General features: G+C 70.1%; 20 protein-coding genes and 1 pseudogene. 7 read left to right on the forward strand and 14 right to left on the reverse strand.

The window, feature by feature from the left end:
* Nucleotides 1-4: 4 nt before the first annotated feature.
* The gene (locus MCHUDSM44219_RS17880; protein WP_048419600.1) at nt 5-763 is read right to left on the reverse strand and encodes an HAD family hydrolase; all 759 of its coding nucleotides are present in this window, start codon (nt 761-763) and stop codon (nt 5-7) included.
* 106 nt (nt 764-869) lie between these two features.
* Here MCHUDSM44219_RS17880 and MCHUDSM44219_RS17885 point away from each other — a divergent pair, with 106 nt between their 5' ends.
* A complete protein-coding gene (locus MCHUDSM44219_RS17885; RefSeq protein WP_048419601.1) occupies nt 870-1,541 on the forward strand; it encodes a response regulator in 672 nt (223 codons plus the stop codon).
* The gene (locus MCHUDSM44219_RS17890) at nt 1,538-2,752 is read left to right on the forward strand and encodes a GAF domain-containing sensor histidine kinase (protein WP_048419602.1); all 1,215 of its coding nucleotides are present in this window, start codon (nt 1,538-1,540) and stop codon (nt 2,750-2,752) included. Before MCHUDSM44219_RS17885 ends, MCHUDSM44219_RS17890 begins: the two co-directional genes overlap by 4 nt.
* Here the strand turns inward: MCHUDSM44219_RS17890 and MCHUDSM44219_RS17895 are convergent.
* From MCHUDSM44219_RS17895 to MCHUDSM44219_RS17905, 3 genes are read right to left on the reverse strand one after another with little or no spacing between them, the layout of a single operon-like run.
* Nucleotides 2,749-3,138: a GatB/YqeY domain-containing protein gene (locus MCHUDSM44219_RS17895; protein ID WP_048419603.1), complete on the reverse strand. Its 390-nt coding sequence runs from the start codon at nt 3,136-3,138 to the stop codon at nt 2,749-2,751. The two genes, MCHUDSM44219_RS17890 and MCHUDSM44219_RS17895, sit on opposite strands and share 4 nt — an antisense overlap.
* Nucleotides 3,135-3,986, reverse strand: a complete 852-nt coding sequence (locus MCHUDSM44219_RS17900) for an alpha/beta fold hydrolase (protein ID WP_048419604.1) — start codon at nt 3,984-3,986, stop codon at nt 3,135-3,137. Before MCHUDSM44219_RS17900 ends, MCHUDSM44219_RS17895 begins: the two co-directional genes overlap by 4 nt.
* Nucleotides 3,983-4,411 (reverse strand): helix-turn-helix domain-containing protein, encoded by a 429-nt coding sequence (locus MCHUDSM44219_RS17905; RefSeq protein WP_053081292.1) that lies wholly within the window; start codon nt 4,409-4,411, stop codon nt 3,983-3,985. Before MCHUDSM44219_RS17905 ends, MCHUDSM44219_RS17900 begins: the two co-directional genes overlap by 4 nt.
* A gap of 135 nt (nt 4,412-4,546) precedes the next feature.
* Here MCHUDSM44219_RS17905 and MCHUDSM44219_RS17910 point away from each other — a divergent pair.
* On the forward strand, nt 4,547-5,741 hold a 1,195-nt coding region (locus MCHUDSM44219_RS17910), incomplete at its 3' end, for an HNH endonuclease signature motif containing protein (protein WP_236695506.1).
* Nucleotide 5,742: 1 nt separating this feature from the next.
* A pseudogene (locus MCHUDSM44219_RS31155) lies at nt 5,743-5,936 on the forward strand (HNH endonuclease); the annotation flags it as partial.
* Between the two features lie 31 nt (nt 5,937-5,967).
* On the opposite strand, the gene MCHUDSM44219_RS17915 reads toward MCHUDSM44219_RS31155, so the two are convergent.
* The 10 genes from MCHUDSM44219_RS17915 to secY are packed head-to-tail and all read right to left on the reverse strand — an operon-like array spanning nt 5,968 to nt 14,815.
* A complete protein-coding gene (locus MCHUDSM44219_RS17915; protein ID WP_048419605.1) occupies nt 5,968-6,483 on the reverse strand; it encodes a MarR family transcriptional regulator in 516 nt (171 codons plus the stop codon).
* An 8-nt stretch (nt 6,484-6,491) separates the two neighbouring features.
* Complete coding sequence (locus MCHUDSM44219_RS17920) at nt 6,492-7,517, reverse strand: pyridoxal phosphate-dependent aminotransferase (protein WP_048419654.1); 1,026 nt, start codon at nt 7,515-7,517, stop codon at nt 6,492-6,494.
* Entirely contained in the window at nt 7,517-8,521 is a 1,005-nt protein-coding gene (locus MCHUDSM44219_RS17925; protein ID WP_236695507.1) for a 3-oxoacyl-ACP synthase III family protein, read from the reverse strand. The genes MCHUDSM44219_RS17920 and MCHUDSM44219_RS17925 overlap by 1 nt, the downstream gene beginning before the upstream one ends.
* 25 nt (nt 8,522-8,546) lie before the next feature.
* Nucleotides 8,547-9,197 (reverse strand): hypothetical protein, encoded by a 651-nt coding sequence (locus MCHUDSM44219_RS17930; RefSeq protein WP_048419607.1) that lies wholly within the window; start codon nt 9,195-9,197, stop codon nt 8,547-8,549.
* Nucleotides 9,178-10,824 carry a thiamine pyrophosphate-binding protein gene (locus MCHUDSM44219_RS17935; RefSeq protein WP_048419608.1) on the reverse strand — a complete coding sequence of 549 codons (1,647 nt, stop codon included), beginning with the start codon at nt 10,822-10,824 and terminating at the stop codon, nt 9,178-9,180. Before MCHUDSM44219_RS17935 ends, MCHUDSM44219_RS17930 begins: the two co-directional genes overlap by 20 nt.
* A gap of 49 nt (nt 10,825-10,873) precedes the next feature.
* Nucleotides 10,874-11,578: a zf-HC2 domain-containing protein gene (locus MCHUDSM44219_RS17940; protein ID WP_048419609.1), complete on the reverse strand. Its 705-nt coding sequence runs from the start codon at nt 11,576-11,578 to the stop codon at nt 10,874-10,876.
* Nucleotides 11,575-12,090: a sigma-70 family RNA polymerase sigma factor gene (locus tag MCHUDSM44219_RS17945; protein ID WP_048419610.1), complete on the reverse strand. Its 516-nt coding sequence runs from the start codon at nt 12,088-12,090 to the stop codon at nt 11,575-11,577. Before MCHUDSM44219_RS17945 ends, MCHUDSM44219_RS17940 begins: the two co-directional genes overlap by 4 nt.
* 47 nt (nt 12,091-12,137) lie before the next feature.
* Nucleotides 12,138-12,935 (reverse strand): type I methionyl aminopeptidase, encoded by a 798-nt coding sequence (gene map, locus MCHUDSM44219_RS17950; protein WP_048419611.1) that lies wholly within the window; start codon nt 12,933-12,935, stop codon nt 12,138-12,140.
* Nucleotides 12,936-13,481 carry an adenylate kinase gene (locus MCHUDSM44219_RS17955; protein WP_048419612.1) on the reverse strand — a complete coding sequence of 182 codons (546 nt, stop codon included), beginning with the start codon at nt 13,479-13,481 and terminating at the stop codon, nt 12,936-12,938.
* Nucleotides 13,478-14,815 (reverse strand): preprotein translocase subunit SecY, encoded by a 1,338-nt coding sequence (secY, locus tag MCHUDSM44219_RS17960; RefSeq protein ID WP_048419613.1) that lies wholly within the window; start codon nt 14,813-14,815, stop codon nt 13,478-13,480. Before secY ends, MCHUDSM44219_RS17955 begins: the two co-directional genes overlap by 4 nt.
* Before the next feature lie 275 nt (nt 14,816-15,090).
* Between secY and MCHUDSM44219_RS17965 the strand changes: the two genes are divergently transcribed.
* Genes MCHUDSM44219_RS17965 through MCHUDSM44219_RS17975 form a run of 3 tightly spaced genes read left to right on the forward strand, consistent with a single transcriptional unit; the run spans nt 15,091 to nt 17,805 of the window.
* Nucleotides 15,091-16,017, forward strand: a complete 927-nt coding sequence (locus tag MCHUDSM44219_RS17965) for a class I SAM-dependent methyltransferase (RefSeq protein ID WP_048419614.1) — start codon at nt 15,091-15,093, stop codon at nt 16,015-16,017.
* 7 nt (nt 16,018-16,024) lie between these two features.
* Complete coding sequence (locus MCHUDSM44219_RS17970; RefSeq protein ID WP_048419615.1) at nt 16,025-16,930, forward strand: class I SAM-dependent methyltransferase; 906 nt, start codon at nt 16,025-16,027, stop codon at nt 16,928-16,930.
* Nucleotides 16,927-17,805 (forward strand): class I SAM-dependent methyltransferase, encoded by an 879-nt coding sequence (locus tag MCHUDSM44219_RS17975; protein WP_048419616.1) that lies wholly within the window; start codon nt 16,927-16,929, stop codon nt 17,803-17,805. The genes MCHUDSM44219_RS17970 and MCHUDSM44219_RS17975 overlap by 4 nt, the downstream gene beginning before the upstream one ends.
* Nucleotides 17,806-17,808: the final 3 nt, after the last annotated feature.

A 17,808-nucleotide genomic window follows, 5' to 3' on the forward strand; every position in this document is an offset into this window, starting at 1 on the left:
CCGATCAGGCGGCGGTCACCGGGTGCGCGACGCGCCACTGGTCGCGCACCCGCTGACAGTCGACGACGCGCAGCGGAGCGGCCTCGGCGGTGGCGCCGGTCAGAACCGTCGGCAGCCCCGCGGCCGCGGCCATGCGCTGGCTCGCCGGCGATCCGGCGAATGCGAGCGCCTCGTGCGGGGCGGCCCCCAACTCGGCCAGAGCGGCCCGGTAGAGATTGGCGGCGGAGCCCCCGGGGACATCGGAGGCGGTGACGATCGCCGCGACCACGCCCTCCCCTACGAGCTGACGCACCAGCGGCGCCACCCAGGAGTGATTGCCCGAGCTGACGATGCCGACACTGATCCCGGCCGCGTACGCCTCGGTGATCAGATCCACCAGCCCGGCCCGGGCGGTGATGTCGGCGTCGAGGATCGTCTCGGCGAGGATCATGTCCTTGGTCGCGCAGATCTCGTCGACGAGCAGTTCGGCGAGCACGTCGCACTCGGAGCTGATCCCCCGTTTGCGCAGCTCCGCGGCCACCCGGCGGCGCTCGTCGCTGAGCGCCATCAGCTGCCGGTAGCGCGCCTCGGACCAGACGATGTCGAGGCCCAGCTCGGCGAACGCCCTGTTGAAGGCGGGCCGGTGACCCGCGCACTCGATGTCGGCGAGCGCGTCCAGGTCGAACACGACTGCGCGCAGCGACGGCACCGCGGCGTCGCCCGGGCGCGGCCAATCCCACCAGAACCGACCGGCTCGCCATGTCTTCTGCTGCGTGGGCTGCATGACGAGAATCGTGTCTCAGGTCACACCGCGTCCGCCTCCCCCGTGCGGGGGATTCGCCGCGCCAACTTGGCCGGAAGCGGCGGGCCGCGCCTCTAAGGTGAGGGCCATGACCACCCGTCTGGATCGCGAACCGGTGCGGATCGTGCTGGTCGACGACCACGAGATGGTCATCGAGGGGCTCAAGGCGATGCTCGCCGCGTTCGACAGCAGGGTGACCGTCGTCGGGCAGGCGGTCGGCGCCGACAAGGTGATGAGCGTGGTCGCCGACCTCGACCCCGACATCGTGCTGTGTGACGTGCGGATGCAGGGCTCCAGCGGGCTCGACGTCTGCCAGCAGCTGCGGAAACGCGATCCCGACCGGCGGGTGGTGATGCTGTCGGTCTACGACGACGAGCAGTACCTGTTCCAGGCGCTGCGGGTCGGCGCGTCGGGGTATCTGCTCAAGAGCATCAGCAGCGAGGAGTTGGTGCGGCAGCTGGAGTTCGTGCACAGCGGCGCGACCGCGATCGATCCGGGTATGGCCGCGCGCGCCGTCGACACCGCGGCCCGGCTGCAGCGCGACGAATTCTGGCCGGGCGCGCGCCAGGGCCTCACCCAGCGTGAGAGCGAGATCCTCGCTCTCGTGGTCAACGGGCTGTCGAACCGGGCCATCGCGGCCAAGCTGGTGATCGGCGACGAGACCGTCAAGACCCACCTCAGCTCCATCTACCGCAAGCTCGGGGTCAGCGACCGAACCGGCGCGGTGGCGACCGCCCTCCGTGAAGGCATCTACCAGTGAGCACGCCGTCGCGGGCGGTGCTGACCGCCGACCGGGAGTTGGCGCTGCTGCGCGAACTCATCCAGGCGGCGTCGCGCGGTCCCGGTGTCGAGCCGTTGGCCGCCGCGGCGGCGCGGATGATCACCGCGGCCACCGACAGCGACGTGTGTTTTGTGCACGTCCTCGACGACACGGAACGCTCACTGACGCTGGCCGGCGCCACCCCGCCGTTCGACGCAGAGGTCGGCAAGATCAGATTGCCTCTGGGACAAGGTATTTCGGGCTGGGTGGCCAGCCATCTGGAACCTGTGGTGATCCGCCGCGACAAGGAGTCCGACCCACGGTATCTGCCGTTCGAGTCGCTGCGCGGGCGGGATTTCACGTCGATGGTGTCCGTGCCGATGGAGTCGACGCCGGGTGGGCTGGTCGGCGTGCTCAACGTGCACACCGTCGCCGAGCGCGACTTCGGCGACCGCGACGTCGAGCTGCTGCTGGTGATCGGCCGGCTGATCGCCGGAGCCATGCACCAGGCGCGGCTGCACCGCCAGCTGGTGGCCCGCGAACGCGCGCACGAGAACTTCGTCGAGCAGGTGATCGAGGCGCAGGAGATCGAGCGGCGGCGGCTGGCCGGCGACATCCACGACGGCATCTCCCAGCGCCTGGTGACGCTGTCCTACCGGCTGGACGCGGCGGCGCAGGCGGCGAAGTCCCCCGACGACCGCGCCGCGCTGACCGAGCAGCTCGACCGGGCCCGCGAGCTGGCCGACCTGACGCTGCAGGAGGCCCGTGCCGCGATCAGCGGGCTGCGGCCACCCGTGCTGGACGACCTCGGCCTGTCCGGCGGGCTGGCCAGCCTGGCGCGGTCCATTCCGCAGATCGGCATCGACGTGAATCTGGCCGACACCCGGCTGCCCGACCACATCGAGCTCGCGCTGTATCGGATCGCCCAGGAGTGCCTGCAGAACGTCGTCAAGCACGCACACGCGACGCGGGCCCGGCTGACCTTCTCGCTGGACCGCGGCCCGCACGGCGATATCGCCCGGCTCGAGATCGCCGACGACGGCGTGGGTTTCGACACCCTCGAGCGTCCGCTGGGCAGCGACGAGATGGGCGGCTACGGCCTGCTGTCGATGGCCGAGCGCGCCGAGATCGTCGGTGGCCGGTTGAACATCCGCTCGCGTCCCGGTGCCGGCACCACGGTCACCGCGACGATCCCGCTCCCGGCCCGCTAGCGAGTCGCCCACGAATCGAGATAGCCGCGCAGCGTGTCGGCTCTGCGCCGCAGTCGATCGGCCGCGTCGTGCCTGCCCATCGACCGGTAGTCCCGTGTGTGGGTGTCGTACTCGCCGATGAGGTCTCGGAGCACGGCGTGGACGTCGGTCATCGCGAGTTGACGTCGGGGCACCTCGGTCGACCGGACTCCACTGGCGGACCCGGCGATGGGTCCGTCGGTCCACCGCAGGGCGTCGTCGTTCACCGGCACGGCCTCGGCGTTGTCGACTGCTGCGATCAACGTGCGCAGAGCGGAGATCCTGTCCTGGTCGCGGGCCACGAGTGCGCGTCGGAGGTCGCGGCGCAGCTGCTCGCGAAACTGCCCTGGTTCCGTCGGGGTCGTCATGGTGTCGCCTGGCGGTTCAGGAAGGCGTGCAGGGCCTTCCCATCGTCGAACGACCCGTGACCCGCGCGGTCGAGCAGCATGATGGTTGCTGACGGCTGCAGACGCGTCAGTCGGGCAGCGGTGTCGTGCGAGTCGAGCATCCGGTCACCCGCCCCGAGCGCGACGAAAAGCGGTGCAGTGACAGCTTTCAGGTCATCGTCGGTGAAGACGGGAAGAGTGTCGTGGCGAGGGCGGTAGTTGCGGTGGATCACCAGCATGTACTCCATGACGGGGTCGGGAACGGTTCCGGGCCCGAGAACGACCCGCAGCGCCAGACTCCGGCCGCGGTCGCCGAACGGCATGAGTATCAGCGCGGCGAGCACGGCAGCATGGCGTTGCCGGCCGATACCACCCGGGGCGCGCAGAGCCAGTCGTTCCACGCGGTTCGGCCGACGAATCGCGAAATCGGTTGCCAGCCAACCACCCAACGACACACCCACGAAAGCTGCGGAGGCGACGCCCAGTTCGTCGAGCACGTCGTCGAGCCATCGTGCGTACGCATCGGACTCGAGGGACGGACGGGACGCGGCGCTCAGGCCCGGCTCGCCGATGATGTCGACCATGTACAGCCTGCGGGTGGAGGACCAGCGCGGCGCCTCGTCCCGCCAGATCGCGCTGTTGCTCCCCGCACCGTGTAGCAGGACAACCGGCGGCGCGTCCTCGGGACCGCAGGCCAGCACGAAGGTCTCGCCTTCGCGGGTGGGGATGACGCGATGATGCAGCGGCACTGTCCAGTCTTGGAGGAGCTCTCGGTACCTGCGCTCAACGGCATGCCTGCCGGATGCGGAGCGGTAGATCGTCGTACTCACTCCTGTTCCTTCCGAGTCATCTCGCCGATCAGATCGAGCACCACTGCCGCGGATTTGGGATCACCCGTGATGAAAACCGTGAGGCGGCAACCGGTTTCGTCGTAAGTCGAGTGGAGGTCGAGCGCTCCGGGCCGGCTGCCGTCACCGATCGCCGATGCGGTGACATGCGTGGTGATGCGGTCCATCGTCAGACGGTCGACGTTCTCGATGTGGACGACGGTCGACGCGTGGGCCTGTGGCCCTGCGGTGGCCGGTTCCTCGGATCCCATGCCGGTGAAGGCGCGCAGGTCCCGTTCGGCGATCCGGTACTGCTTGCCCACCCGCACGGCCGGGAGGCGACCGTTGCGGACGTATCCGCGAACGGTGCGCACGTGGAGTCCGAGGATGTCGGCCACCTGTTCGGCCGAGTAGACGGCTAGGGTCACGATTGCACCATACCGCATCATTCGTTGATGGGGATATGGAGGGAACGATAGGGAACTATAGGGAGGCTGGCGGCAATCGTCCGATCAGTCATCTGGGTCGCCATTTCTGTCGGACCCCTTTGTCATGATGGTGGCATGTCCTCGCCGGCAACGTCTTTGGTCGCCTCCCGGCGTATCGACGAGCGGTTGGACGTGTTGTTCGACGAGCTGGCCGAGCTGACCGGGCAGCGCAACGCGATCGATGGCCGCATCGTGTCGATCATCGCCGAGATCGACCGCGACGGGCTGTGGGCCGCCACGGGTGCGCGCTCGGTGCAGAACCTGGTGGCCTGGAAGACCGGGGTGTCCCCGACCCGCGCCACAGTCCTCGCCGCGGTGGCCCACCGGATCGAGGAGTTCCCCCGCTGCGTCGCCGGACTGCAACAAGGACAGCTCTCCCTGGATCAGGTCGGCGCCATCGCCGCGCGCGCCGCCACGGGCTCCGACGCCCACTACGCCGAGCTGGCCCGCACCGCCACCGTCAGCCAGCTGCGTACCGCCCTCAACCTCGCCCCCAAACCGAAACCCAAGCCCGACCCCGAGCCGGAACCCGAGCCGGAACCCGAGCCTGAGGCCGAGGCTGAGGTGGTCCCCGAGCCCGAGCCGGTGTGCACGATCAGCCACACCACCGACGAGCAGTACACCTGCTGGCAGATCCGGTTGCCGCACGTCGAGGCCGCGACGTTCGAGGCGGCGCTGCAATCCCACAAAGACGCCCTGATCGCGCAGTGGAAAGCGCTCGACCCCACGGCCACCCGCCCCCCGATGCCCACCACCGGCGACGCGTTCCTCCGGCTGATCGACGCGGGCTGGGACGCCGACGCCGCGGCGCGCCCGCACGGGCAGCGCACCACCGTGGTCGTGCACGTCGACGTCAAAGACAAGGTGGCCGCGCTGCATCTGGGGCCGCTGCTGTCCGACGCCGACCGGCAATACCTGACCTGCGACGCCACCTGCGAGGTGTGGTTCCACCGCGACGGGCAGATCCTCGGCGCGGGCCGCTCCACCCGGGTGATCAACCGCCGGCTACGCCGCGCCCTGGAATACCGCGACAGCTGCTGCGCGGTCCCCGGCTGCGGCGCCACCCGCGGTCTGCACGCCCACCACCTGCGGCACTGGGAAGACGGCGGACCCACCGACCTGGACAACCTGGTACTGCTGTGCCCCTATCACCACCGCGCCCATCACCGCGGCACCCTCACCATCACCGGACCCGCCGACCGGCTCGTCGTCACCGACCGCGCCGGCCGACCCCTGACCAACCGATCCCTGGCCCGCCCACCCACCACCGNTCACCATCACCGGACCCGCCGACCGGCTCGTCGTCACCGACCGCGCCGGCCGACCCCTGACCAACCGATCCCTGGCCCGCCCACCCACCACCGACCCACCCCACGTCGCACCCTGCCGCGGACCCACCGGCGAACGCGCAAACTGGTGGTGGTACGAACCGTTCGACCCCCAACGGCCACCCTCGACCAACTAGTCGCCCGCGAACTCAACCGTGGCAGTCCCCGCTAGAAGTCGCCGGCGCTGTGGCGCAGCGCGCGGATCGACTCGGCCAGCGCACGCGACTGCGCGTCGGTGATGCCGATGTCGGCGAAGACGTCGTTGTTGAGCGTGACGGTGGCGTCCTCGACGGTGGAGCGGCCCAGATCCGTCAGCCGCACCAGCGTGGTTCGCCCGTCGGTCGGATGCGGAATCCGCTCGACCAGCCCGTCGGTCTCCAGTCGGCGGATCGCGTGGGTGACGCTGGTGACGTGAACCTGCAGCCGGTCGGAAGCCTTGGTGATCGGCAGCGCGCCGGCACGGCTGAACGCCAGCAGCCGCAGCAGCTCGAAGCGCGAGAAGCTGAGGTCGTAAGGCCGCAACGCGTTCTCGACACGGGCCAGCAGGATCTGATGCGCGCGCATCACCGACGTCACCGCGACCATGCCGTCGGCCACGTCGCCCCACCCGCAACGCTCCCAGTTGGCGCGCGCCGCGGCGATCGGATCCCGTCGCTCCGAACGCCCGTCCGATTCGGTGGCCACGCCTCTTCTTACCGCATCGCTGCTGCGACGGTGCGGATCACCGCCCGCGTCGACGCCCGAGAACCGACGGTGATGCGCACGCCACCGTCGTCGTACTGTCGGACCAGCAGGCCCGAGCCGTCGAACGCATCGCTCCAGCGCACCGCGGCGCCGGGCAGGTACACGAAGTTCGCCTGCGCGTCGGTGGTGTAGACGCCCATCGCGCGCAGCCTCATCTGCAGCCGCCGGCGTTCCGCCGTGATGGTCCGGATCCGTTGGCGCAGTTGATTTTCCGCTTCATAGGAGGCGACGACGGCGACCAGCGCGGGCAGCGACACCCCGAACGGCAGCTGCATCGCCCACAGTGCCCGCCCCAGCGCCGGCGCGCAGAAGCCGTAGCCGACCCGCAGCCCCGCCAGCCCATAGGCTTTCGAGAACGTGCGCACCACCACGACGTTGCCGAACCGGTGCACCAGGTCGACGGCGTCGACGCGGTGTTCGGGAGCCAGGAACTCCACGTACGCCTCGTCGAGCAGCACCACGGTGTCGGCGGGCACCCGGCCCAGGAACCGCTCGAGGGCGCTCACCTGCTCCACCGTGCCCGTCGGGTTGTGCGGGCGGCACACCACCACCACCCGTGCGCCGACCGCGGCGTCGGCCATCGCGTCGAGGTCGTGGTGGCCGTGCCTGTCGAGCGGAACCGTCACCGGCCGCAGCCGAGCCATCCGCGCGAGGATCGGGTAGCCATCGAACGTCGGCGTCGACGTCACCAGCGTGTCGCCGGGACTGGTCAGCGCATGCAGCACCTGCATCAGCACGCCCGTCGCCCCCTCCCCGATCACCACCTGATCGGCAGCCACCCCGAGGCGGCCCGCGATGACCGACCGAAGCCGGTGCGGCAGGAACTCCGGATAGCGGTTCAGCGAGTCCAACGAGGCGCGCACGGCGGCGCGTACCGCGGGCAGCGGTGGGAACGGACTCTCGTTGAGCGACAACGCACACGGGTTCACCGCGTCGGGCAGCACGGCCACCGCCGCGGTGTCGCGCGCGGCCATCAGGGGCGTCCGCCCCACTGCACGGCGGCCGCACCGGCGAAGTCGCCGGCGTGCGCGAAGGCCGCCATCAGCACGGTGTCCCCGGCCCGCACGCGGCCGTCGGTGACCGCCCGGTCGAGGTTCACCGGGATGCCCGCGGCGAACAGGTTGCCGCACTCGTCGAACGTATCGACGTGTCTCGACGCGGGCACCTCGAGCGCCTCCCGCCAGTTGCGCAGGAACACCCGGTTGGGCTGGTTGCTGACGAACAGGTCGATGTCGTCGGGCGCCAGGCCGAGCCGGTCGCAGACGGCGTAACTCACCTCGGGCACCTGGCGGTTGCCGCGGGCCAGGACCTTGGTGATCTTGGCCTCGGTGAAGCCGATGCATCCCTCACCGGGGCCGGCCTGCCACCACAGCCGTGGCGGATCGACCGCGATGGTCATGTCGCCCGCGTATTCGCCGTAGGTGCGGCATTCGACGGCGAGGATCGGCGAGGCTTCCGACCGGGTGACCAGACCGACCGCCGCGCCGTCTCCGGGCACCGCGGCCTGTGCCTTGGTCCGGATGGTGGGCTGGTCGAAGATCTGCCCCGCCGCGTTCTGCACGACCGCGATCAGGGCGGTGCGGCCCTCGCCGGCGGCGAGCAGCGTGCGGGCCAGACCCAACCCCAGCACGAACGCCGCGCAGCCGCCATTGTGCAGGTCGATCACGTGCCGCGGCTTCATCCCGAGCCGGTGGGCGATCGCCCCGCCCGCACCGTAGAACGGCATGTCGGGCAGCTGGGTGTGGGTGATCAGCACGTCGGCACCGCGGACCAGGTCCTCACCGTGGCGCTCGAGCAGTCCGGCGGCGGCGCGTTCGACCATGTCGGCCGCGGTGGTGCCGGGTGCGACGTGGTGGCGGTGCCGCGGCGCGCGGAACATCCGGTTCTCCCGCAGTTCGTCGGTCTCCGCGAACTGCGCGTAGTACTCGGCGTCGATCGGCTCGCCGGGCAGATGCACGGACACGTCTAGCAGGCTCACGGGTTCGGTTGTGGTCACGGCGTTCTCATCTCATCCATGCCGGCGTGACCGGAAGGCCGTTGCGGTGCCGGTGTTCGGCGATCACCTTGAGGTTCGTCAGCTCGAGCTGGTGGCCGGGCCCGAACATGTCCCAGAAGTCACCCACCCACACCGGCCGGCCGGCGGGCGCGGTCTCCGGATAGGGGTTGTGGTCGTAGAACGGGTGGTGACAGTTCGTCCACAGCACCACCGACCCGGGCTTGTCGAAGACGACCTGCGCGTCGACGACCCGCATCAGGTAGATCATCCACAGGTGCTTGCCCTGGTCCCACGCGCAGTGGTAGTCGACGGTCATCGCCTCGGGGTGCGCGACGGTGCGGGTGTAGATCGCGCTGCCCGGACCGCCAGGGCCCGCGCCCAGCCGGTCGTGGGCGAGCCACAGTCCGGGCTCGTCGGTCGGGGTGAAGCCGCGCAGGCTGTACGTCCACTCCTCCAGACAGCGGGTGTCGGTGAGGTAGTCGAAGAGTTCGTCGGGTGGGCAGTCGATGTAGTCGTTGACCGTGCAGTAGGTGCCGAACACCTGGTCGTGCGGGTACACCGACCGCATCCGTTCCATGATGATCGGCGTGGCCTGTTCCTTCGGGGACGTCTCGATGCGGATCAGACCGTCGATCTCGTCAAGCGTGCGCAGCGACATGCGGGGACTCCTTCTGGGTGAGAAACGCCGCGAACGGCGGGATTTCGTCGGGCGAGCATTCAACGGCGACCACCGACGGGCCGTCGCAGGCCAGGGCGGTGCGCAGGGCGGCGGGCAGGTCCTGCACCGTGTCGACGTCGACACTGGGCAGCCCGGGGAACATCGCGGCCAGACCGGCGCCCAACCGGCTGGGTCCGAAGCGGTTCCGGCCGTCGCCGCCGGAGTAGAACAGGTGCTCGCGGGTCACGCACATCGCGTGTGCGTGATTGTCGAAGAGCAGGAACGTGATCGGCAGCCGATAGCGCAGCGCGGTGTGGATCTCCATGCCGTGCATGTAGAAGGACCCGTCGCCGGCGATCACCACGGTGCGGCGGCCGCGGTGCGCCGCGGTGCCGACGGCCGCGCCGAAGCTGTAACCCATGCCGCCCATACCGAGGGCGACGAGGAATCTGCCGTCGGCGCGCGCGGGCAGGTGGTAGATGGCCGCCGCGCCGATGTTGCCGGCGTCGACGACGATGTCGGCGCCCGCGGGCAGGGCGGCGTCGATCGCGTGCAGCGCGGCGCGGTACCGCACTCCGGGACCGTCGGTCGCCGGGGGTGACAGTTCGTTGAAGGGCAACGGTTTTCGTGCAGATCCGGATCCCCGACGGACAGCGGCGGCGAGCGCGGGAAGGGCGGCGCGCAGGTCATCGGCCCGGCAGTGGGTGGCCGCCACGAACGGCACGGCCGAACCGATCGACAGGGTGGGGACCGCGGCCAGCGCGTCGTCGAGGCCGGCGCGAGCCGTGACGTCCAGGCGGGTGCCGACGAGCAGGCAGGCTGCGCTGCGCCCGAGTTCGGCCGCGACGCCGGGGTGTCCCATCACGCCGGTGACCGGGGCGCCGGGGGCGACGTCCTTCGCGTCGGGCACCGCCGCAGGGTGCGCACCGAGCGCTTCGCAGAGCATCCGCAGTTCCGCGCGGGCGTCGTCGCGGGCGACCTGCTCACCGGCGATCACGGTCACCGGCCCGTCGGCCGTGCGCAGCGCGAGGATGATGCCGGCCAGATCGGGAAGCGGCGCGCGCAGATGTCGGGGTGCCGGCAGCCCGACGATCGGCGGCAGGAGGGACTGCTGAATGTCTTTGGGCAGCAACAGCACTGCGGGGCCACCGGTGGCGGCCGCGGTCAATGCCTCGGCCAGTGCGCAGACGATGTCGGCGGACCGGGTCACGCGGCGGCAGTACAGCGACACCGCGGAGAACAGCGCCTCGGCGTCGAGAGCGCCGTCAGCGCCGCTGGTGTCCTGGAAGGCGCCGCGGCCGTCCAGCCGGGTCGGGGCCTGTCCGACGAGCGCCAGAACGGGCACCCGGCGGGCCAGCGACTCGCCGAGGCCGGGGATGAGGTTCAGGCAGCCGCCGCCCGACGTGGCGGCGACCACGCCGAGCCCGGCTCCGCTGCGGCTGTAGCCGTCCGCCATTGCGGCAGCGCCGAATTCGTGTTTGGCCAGGATGATGTCGATGTCCTCGCGGCCGGCCGCGGCGTCGAAGAGGTCTTCGATGTTCGCGCCGTCGACGCCGAAGAGGTGCCGGACCCCGCGGGCGACCAACCGGTCGACGATGTCGTCGACGACGCGATACCCCTGGCCCATGCCGCACCACCTTCCTTCACCGGTGACACGACGGCAGAGGCGGTTTGGTTCAGAGCTGCTTTTCCAGCAGCACCTTTCCGTCGGAGACGGACACCATCTGCACGGCGGCGATGTCGTCGCGCTGGATCGGGGTGGTGCCGCTGGGCAGTGCGGTCGCGCCCGGTACGCCGAGCCACGTCGCGATCTGCGACCGGTTCCCGTCACGGGTGAGCACCACCATGCCGAGATCCTTCGGCGCCGCGTCGTTGTTGCCCCACTGGCCGTAGGTGCACACCATGTCGACGCGGGTGCCCCAGCCGAAGTTGGTCAGCGCGATGCTCGCGTTGATCGGGGTGGGGGCCACCTTCGTCATCTCGATCATCTGGGCGGTGTTCTGGGTGTCTGGCCGATTCTGCAACCCGATGATCTGCGGCCGGGCCACCAGGAGGACGCCGACGGCCAGCACCGCGGCGGCCAATCCGATCACCGCCGAGTTCACCCACCGGGAGCGACGCCGGCGCCAGCGGACCTTGGCCAGCACGGCGTCGCGCACCTCGGGCCGCAGCGGCGGGTCCGGTTGTTCGTCGTCGAGGGCGTTCACGTCGTCGAGGTCGAGCAGTCCCAGCAGGCTCGGCATGCCGCCGAGTTCGGCGACGGCGGTGCGGCACCGGGTGCAGCTCTCGAGGTGGCGCTCGTACTCGAGCCGCTCGTCGCTGCTCAACGCGCCCAGCACGTACGCGGCGTCCCAGGTCAGGTAGCGGTCGTCGACGGTCATCGGGTCACCCCCATCTCCTGAAGGCCCAGTCTCAGGGCGCGCATGGCGTAGTGCAGTCGCGATTTCACGGTTCCCTCCGGAATGCCGAGGTCCGCGGAGATCTGCGCGGTCGTCCAGCCCTGGTAGTAGGCCCGCCGGACGACAGCGCGGTGTTCCTCGGACAGCTGCGCGAGCGCGGTGCCCACCAGGATGCGGTTCAGCGCCGCGTCCACCTCGTCCGACGAGGCGCGGTCGGCGACGTCGTCGGGCACCGGATCCGACGCCTCGTTGCGGAAGCGGGCGCTGCGGCGCTCGTCGATGATCATGTTGCGGGCCACGGTGAACAGCCAGGCCCGCGCCGAGCGGTCCGCGTCGGCGGTGACCTCGGGGTGGCGCCATGCCCGCAGCAGAGTCTCCTGCACGACGTCCTCGGCGCGGGCGCGGTCGCCGGTCAGCCGCAGCGCGTAGCGCCACAGCGCGGCGGCGTGTTCGTCGTAGAGCACGCGCATCATGGCGGCCTCCGGATCGTCCATTCCCCAACCTCCGTCTACTACACGGTGTCGGCGACGGTCCGGTTCACTCAGAGGGTCAGAATTCTCGGTCCGTCATCGGTGACCGCGACAGTGTGCTCCCAGTGTGCGGCCCGGGAGCCGTCCGTGGTGACCACAGTCCATTCGTCGTCGAGAACACGCGTCTTGGCGGTGCCGAGGGTCAGCATCGGTTCGATCGCGAGCACCGAGCCGGGCGCCAGATGCGGCCCGCGTCCCGGCGCGCCCTCATTGGGCAGGAACGGGTCCATGTGCATCTGCCGGCCGATACCGTGCCCGCCATAACCCGCGACGATGCCGAACGCGCGGTCGTGGCGCTTCTCGGCGGCGCGGGTGCCGTTCTCGATGGCGTGGGAGACGTCGGTGAGCCGGTTGCCGGGCACCATCGCGGCGATGCCGGCCTCCATCGATTCCCGAGTGGCCGCGGAGAGCGCCTCGTCGGCGGGGATCAGCGGGCCGACACCGAACGTGACCGCGGAGTCGCCGTGCCAGCCGTCCAGGATGGCGCCGCAGTCGATCGACACCAGGTCGCCGGTGGCCAGGAGTTCGTCGGCCGACGGGATGCCGTGCACGACGCGCTCGTTGACCGAGGAGCAGATGGTGGCGGGAAAGCCGTGGTACCCGAGGAACGACGGGATGCCGCCACCGTCGCGGATCACCGCCTCGGCGACGGCGTCGAGCTCGAGCGTCGACACTCCGGGTGCGGCGGTCTCGCGGACCGCCCGCAGCGCCGCGGCGACCAGCGCGCCCGCGGCGGCCATCGCGTCGAGCTCCCCGGCGGTGCGCTGGGGAACGACCTTGCGGCCCCGCAAGCCGGGTAGAGAGACCATCTAGCGGCCGAGCGCCTTGAGCGCCCGGGTGAAGACCTCGTCGAGCTCGCCGACGGCGTCGACGGTCGTGAGGGTCTCGCTGTAGTAGTCCAGCAGCGGTGCGGTCTCGTCGCGGTAGACCTTGAACCGGTTGCGGATGACGTCCTCGGTGTCGTCGGCACGGCCGCGGCCCTGGAGCCGGGACACCAGCTCCTCCTCGGGAACCCGGAACTCGAGCACGGCGTCGAGCGACAGATTGCGCTTGGCCAGCATCTGGTCCAGCGCCTCGGCCTGCTCGACCGAGCGCGGGAACCCGTCGAGGATGAACCCGGCCTTGGCGTCCTCGTCGTCGAGGCGGTCGTCCACCAGGGCGTTGGTCAGCGACGCGGGGACCAGATCTCCGGCGTCGAGGTACTTCTTGGCTTCCACCCCGAGCTCGGTGTTGTTGCTGATGTTGTAGCGGAAGAGGTCACCGGTCGACACGTGCGGCACCCCGAGCTTGTCGGCCAGCTTCTGCGCCTGCGTCCCCTTGCCCGCGCCGGGCGGTCCCAACAACACGATTCTCATTTGAGGAACCCTTCGTAGTTGCGCTGCATGAGCTGGCTTTCGATCTGCTTGATGGTGTCCAGCGCGACGCCGATCGCGATCAGCACCGCGGTACCGCCGAACGGCAGGTTCTGCACCGAACCGGTGTTGCCGATCTCCAGGAACAGGTTCGGCAGGACCGCGATGATGCCCAGGTAGATCGAGCCCGGCAGCGTGATGCGGGACAGCACGAAGCGCAGATAGTCCGCGGTGGGCTTGCCCGGCCGGATGCCCGGGATGAACCCGCCGTACTTCTTCATCTCGTCGGCGCGTTCGTCGGGGTTGAACGTGACCGAGACGTAGAAGTACGTGAAGAACACGATCAGCCCGAAGTACAGCGCGATGTAGACCGGGTCGGCCGGATTGGTCAGGTAGTCGGCGACGAACGTCTGCCACCAGCCGTTTCCGGGATTGTCGCTGGCGCTCTGGATCAGCTGGGTGATCAGGTGCGGGATGTAGATCAGCGACGACGCGAAGATCACCGGGATGACGCCCGCCTGGTTGACCTTCAGCGGCAGGTACGTCGACGTGCCGCCGTACATGCGCCGGCCGACCATCCGCTTGGCGTACTGCACCGGGATGCGGCGCTGACCCTGCTCGACGAACACGACGCCGACGATGATGATCAGCGCCGCGATGCAGACCAGCGTGAACACCATGCCGCCGCGGCTGTCCAGGATCGTCTTGCCCTCACTGGGGATGCGGGCCGCGATGCCGGCGAAGATCAGCAGCGACATGCCGTTGCCGACGCCGCGCTCGGTGACCAGCTCGCCCATCCACATCACCAGCGCCGAGCCCGCGGTCATCACCAGCACGATGATGACCAGGCGGAAGAGGTTCATGCCCTCGCTCTGGCCCTGGATGATGTCGAGCGTGCAGCCCTGCAGCAGCCCGCCGTTGGCGGCCAGCGCCACGATCGAGGTGGACTGCAGGATCGCCAGCGCGACCGCCAGGTAGCGGGTGTACTGCGTGAGTTTCGCCTGACCCGCCTGGCCCTCTTTACGCAGCTGCTCGAAGCGCGGGATCACCACACCGAGCAGCTGCACGATGATGCTCGCCGTGATGTAGGGCATCACGCCGACGGCGAAGACCGACAGCTGCAACAGCGCGCCGCCGGAGAACAGGTTGATCAGCGAGTAGATCTGCGCGGAGTCGCCGCCACTGACCTGGGCGATGCACTGCTGCACGTTGGGGTAGTTGACCCCGGGCGACGGGACCGTGGCACCGACCCGATAGAGGATCACGATGCCCAGCGTGAACAGGATCTTTCGCCTCAGGTCGACTGTCCGCAGGGATGAGATGAAAGCCGAGAGCACTCTTTCCTCCTGCACGGCCGGGTCGATCGCGGCGTGCTCTTTGGCTGGCGTGACCAGCGTCGGTTAAGTCTTGTGCGCGACGGCCCCGGCAGGCAACGGGCCTGCGCAGGTCACGCGATTGGAACAGTCTACGAGACTAACAGTTGCATCTTGGTTGGCCCGAATCCCGGGAGCGCAGGAATGCGAAAGCCTGCGGTCAGGTTCGAGGAGTACAGTCGCCACCGAAGCTTGGTTAACCCAGCTAAGTAATTTGATCTTCCCGAGAGGAGCAGACGATGGCACGCAGTGACAACGACACCTGGGACCTCGCGTCCAGCGTCGGCGCAACGGCCACTATGGTCGCCGCGGCGCGCGCCGTGGCGTCGCGGGCCGACGAGCCGGTGATCAGCGACCCCTTCGCCGAACCCCTGGTCCGCGCGGTGGGCGTGGACTTCTTCACCAAGCTGGCCTCCGGCGAACTCACCCCGGCCGACCTCGACGCGGGCGATGGCGGCCAGTCCCCCGTCGGCATCACCCGCTTCGCCGACGGGATGGCCGCCCGCACCCGCTTCTTCGACGACTTCTTCGCCGACGCGGTGGCCGCCGGCGTCCGCCAGGCCGTCATCCTGGCCTCCGGCCTCGACGCCCGCGCCTACCGGCTGGACTGGCCGGCCGACATGGTGCTCTACGAGATCGACCAGCCCGAGGTCATCGCCTTCAAGCAGCAGACCCTGGCCGGGCTCGGCGCCCAGCCGACCACCGAGCTGCGCACCGTCGCGATCGATCTCCGCCAGGACTGGCCGGCCGCCCTGGCCGAGGCGGGCTTCGACCCGAGCCGCCCGAGCGCATGGATCGCCGAGGGACTGTTCGGCTACCTGCCGCCCGACGCGCAGGACCGGCTACTGGACCAGATCGACGAGCTCAGCGCGCCGGGTAGCCGGCTGGCCGCCGAGGGCGTGCCGTCCCACCACGAAGGGGACTCCGAGGAGCTGCGGGAGAAGATGAAGGAGTCGACCGATCAGTGGCGCAGCCACGGCTTCGACCTCGACTTCTCCGAGCTGGTTTTCCTCGGCGAGCGTGCGGAGGTCGCCGAATACCTGCGCGGGCACGGCTGGACCGCCGACGGCGCGCCCACCACCGACCTGCTGGTCCGCTACGGCCTCCCGCCGATGAACCCGGACGAGGGCTTCGCCGACGTCGTCTACGTCAGCGCGGCGAAGTAGCCCCGCCGTGGCGCGCGCCGAAGGGGACCGGTGGGATCTGGCGTCCAGTGTCGGGTCGACGGCGACGATGGTCGCCGCGGCGCGGGCCGTCGCCAGCGTGGAACCCGACCCGCTGATCGACGACCCGTACGCCGCTCCCCTGGTGCGCGCGGTCGGCATCGACTTCTTCACCAAGGTGGTCGACGGGACGCTCACGTTCGCCGACTCCGACGACTCCGGGGCAGCGCGGCTGATGACCGACGTGATGGCCGTGCGGACCCGGTTCTTCGACGACTTCTTCCTCGACGCCGCCGCGGCCGGGGTCCGGCAGGCGGTCATCCTGGCCTCGGGGCTGGACTCACGGGCGTACCGGCTGCCCTGGCCGGACGGCACGACGGTGTTCGAGATCGACCAGCCTCAGGTCCTCGAATTCAAGGCCGCCGCCCTGGCCGACCTCGGCGCCGCGCCGTCGGCGCACCACCGGGCCGTGGCCGTGGACCTGCGCGACGACTGGCCGGCCGCTCTGCGCGCCCACGGTTTCGACGAGACCGTCCCGACCGCGTGGAGCGCCGAGGGTCTGCTGGTCTACCTGCCACCGGACGCACAGGACCGCCTGTTCGACCACATCACCGCACTCTCGGCGCCCGGCAGCCGGCTGGCCACCGAATACCATCCCGACGCCGGCGCCTCCATCGGTGAGCGAGCCCGCGCGCTGAGCGCGCAGTGGTCCGATCACGGGTTCGACGTGAACGTGGCCGATCTGTTCTATCCCGGGGAGCGCACTCCCCCGACCGACTACCTGTCCGGGCAGGGCTGGCAGGTGAGCACGCGGACCCGCCCCGAGGTCTTCGCCGGGTACGGGCGCACGTTCGGCACCGGCGAGGCGCTGGCACCGCTGCGGAACTCGCTGGCGCTCACGGCGGTGAAGTCGTGAGCCGCACCGACGGCGACACCTGGGATCTCGCCTCCAGCGTCGGGGCGACCGCCACCTCCGTCGCGGCGTCGCGGGCGTTCGCGAGCCGCGGCCCCCGCCCGCTGATCGACGACCCCTACGCCGACCTGCTGGTCGAGGCCGTCGGCGTCCCCCACTTCGTCGAGGTGGCCCGCGGGAAGACCGACATCCCCGAGGAGATGCGCGAGCACATCGCCGTACGCACCCGGTTCTTCGACGACGTGCTGACCGACGCGGCCGACGCCGGCGTCCGGCAGGTCGTGATCCTGGCCTCCGGCCTGGACACCCGGGCCTACCGACTGCCCTGGCCGGCAGGCACATGCGTGTTCGAACTCGATCAGCCCAGCGTTATCGAGTTCAAGACCCGGGTGCTCGCAGACGCCGGGGTGACGCCCACGGCGACCCGGATTGCCGTCGGCGTCGACCTGCGCGACGACTGGCCCACAGCGTTGCAGGACAACGGTTTCGACGCCGATGCGCCCACCGCGTGGATCGCCGAGGGCCTGCTGATCTACCTGCCGCCCGAGGCCCAGGACCGGCTGCTGGACCACGTCAGTGCCCTGTCCGCGCCGGGCAGCGTGCTGGCCACCGAGCACATGGACCCGAAAGCGCTCACCGGCGAGTGGGCGAAGCAGCTCAGCGCCCTGAGCCGCCGCCACGGCAGCGACATCGACCTGTCCTCGCTGTTCTACACCGGCCCGCGCACCGCGGCGGGCGACCATCTGCGTGAGCTCGGCTGGCAGGTGACCGTGCTGCCCAACACCCAGGCGTACGCGGCCCACGGTTTCGACCCGCCGACCGACTCGCTGATCGCGATGGTCGGCGATTCCGGATACCTGTCAGCTCACCGGGAGTAGCAC

Source organism: Mycolicibacterium chubuense (assembly GCF_001044255.1).
GTDB lineage: Bacteria > Actinomycetota > Actinomycetes > Mycobacteriales > Mycobacteriaceae > Mycobacterium > Mycobacterium chubuense.

Bases quoted from the DNA above. Each gene is read 5' to 3' on its own strand.
- MCHUDSM44219_RS17880 (WP_048419600.1), bottom strand. From the start codon at position 763: ATGCAGCCCACGCAGCAGAAGACATGGCGAGCCGGTCGGTTCTGGTGG.
- MCHUDSM44219_RS17885 (WP_048419601.1), top strand. From the start codon at position 870: ATGACCACCCGTCTGGATCGCGAACCGGTGCGGATCGTGCTGGTCGAC.
- MCHUDSM44219_RS17895 (WP_048419603.1), bottom strand. From the start codon at position 3,138: ATGACGACCCCGACGGAACCAGGGCAGTTTCGCGAGCAGCTGCGCCGC.
- MCHUDSM44219_RS17920 (WP_048419654.1), bottom strand. From the start codon at position 7,517: ATGGCCGCGCGCGACACCGCGGCGGTGGCCGTGCTGCCCGACGCGGTG.
- MCHUDSM44219_RS17930 (WP_048419607.1), bottom strand. From the start codon at position 9,197: ATGTCGCTGCGCACGCTTGACGAGATCGACGGTCTGATCCGCATCGAG.
- MCHUDSM44219_RS17935 (WP_048419608.1), bottom strand. From the start codon at position 10,824: ATGGGCCAGGGGTATCGCGTCGTCGACGACATCGTCGACCGGTTGGTC.
- MCHUDSM44219_RS17940 (WP_048419609.1), bottom strand. From the start codon at position 11,578: ATGACCGTCGACGACCGCTACCTGACCTGGGACGCCGCGTACGTGCTG.
- MCHUDSM44219_RS17945 (WP_048419610.1), bottom strand. From the start codon at position 12,090: ATGGACGATCCGGAGGCCGCCATGATGCGCGTGCTCTACGACGAACAC.
- map (WP_048419611.1), bottom strand. From the start codon at position 12,935: ATGGTCTCTCTACCCGGCTTGCGGGGCCGCAAGGTCGTTCCCCAGCGC.
- MCHUDSM44219_RS17955 (WP_048419612.1), bottom strand. From the start codon at position 13,481: ATGAGAATCGTGTTGTTGGGACCGCCCGGCGCGGGCAAGGGGACGCAG.
- MCHUDSM44219_RS17965 (WP_048419614.1), top strand. From the start codon at position 15,091: ATGGCACGCAGTGACAACGACACCTGGGACCTCGCGTCCAGCGTCGGC.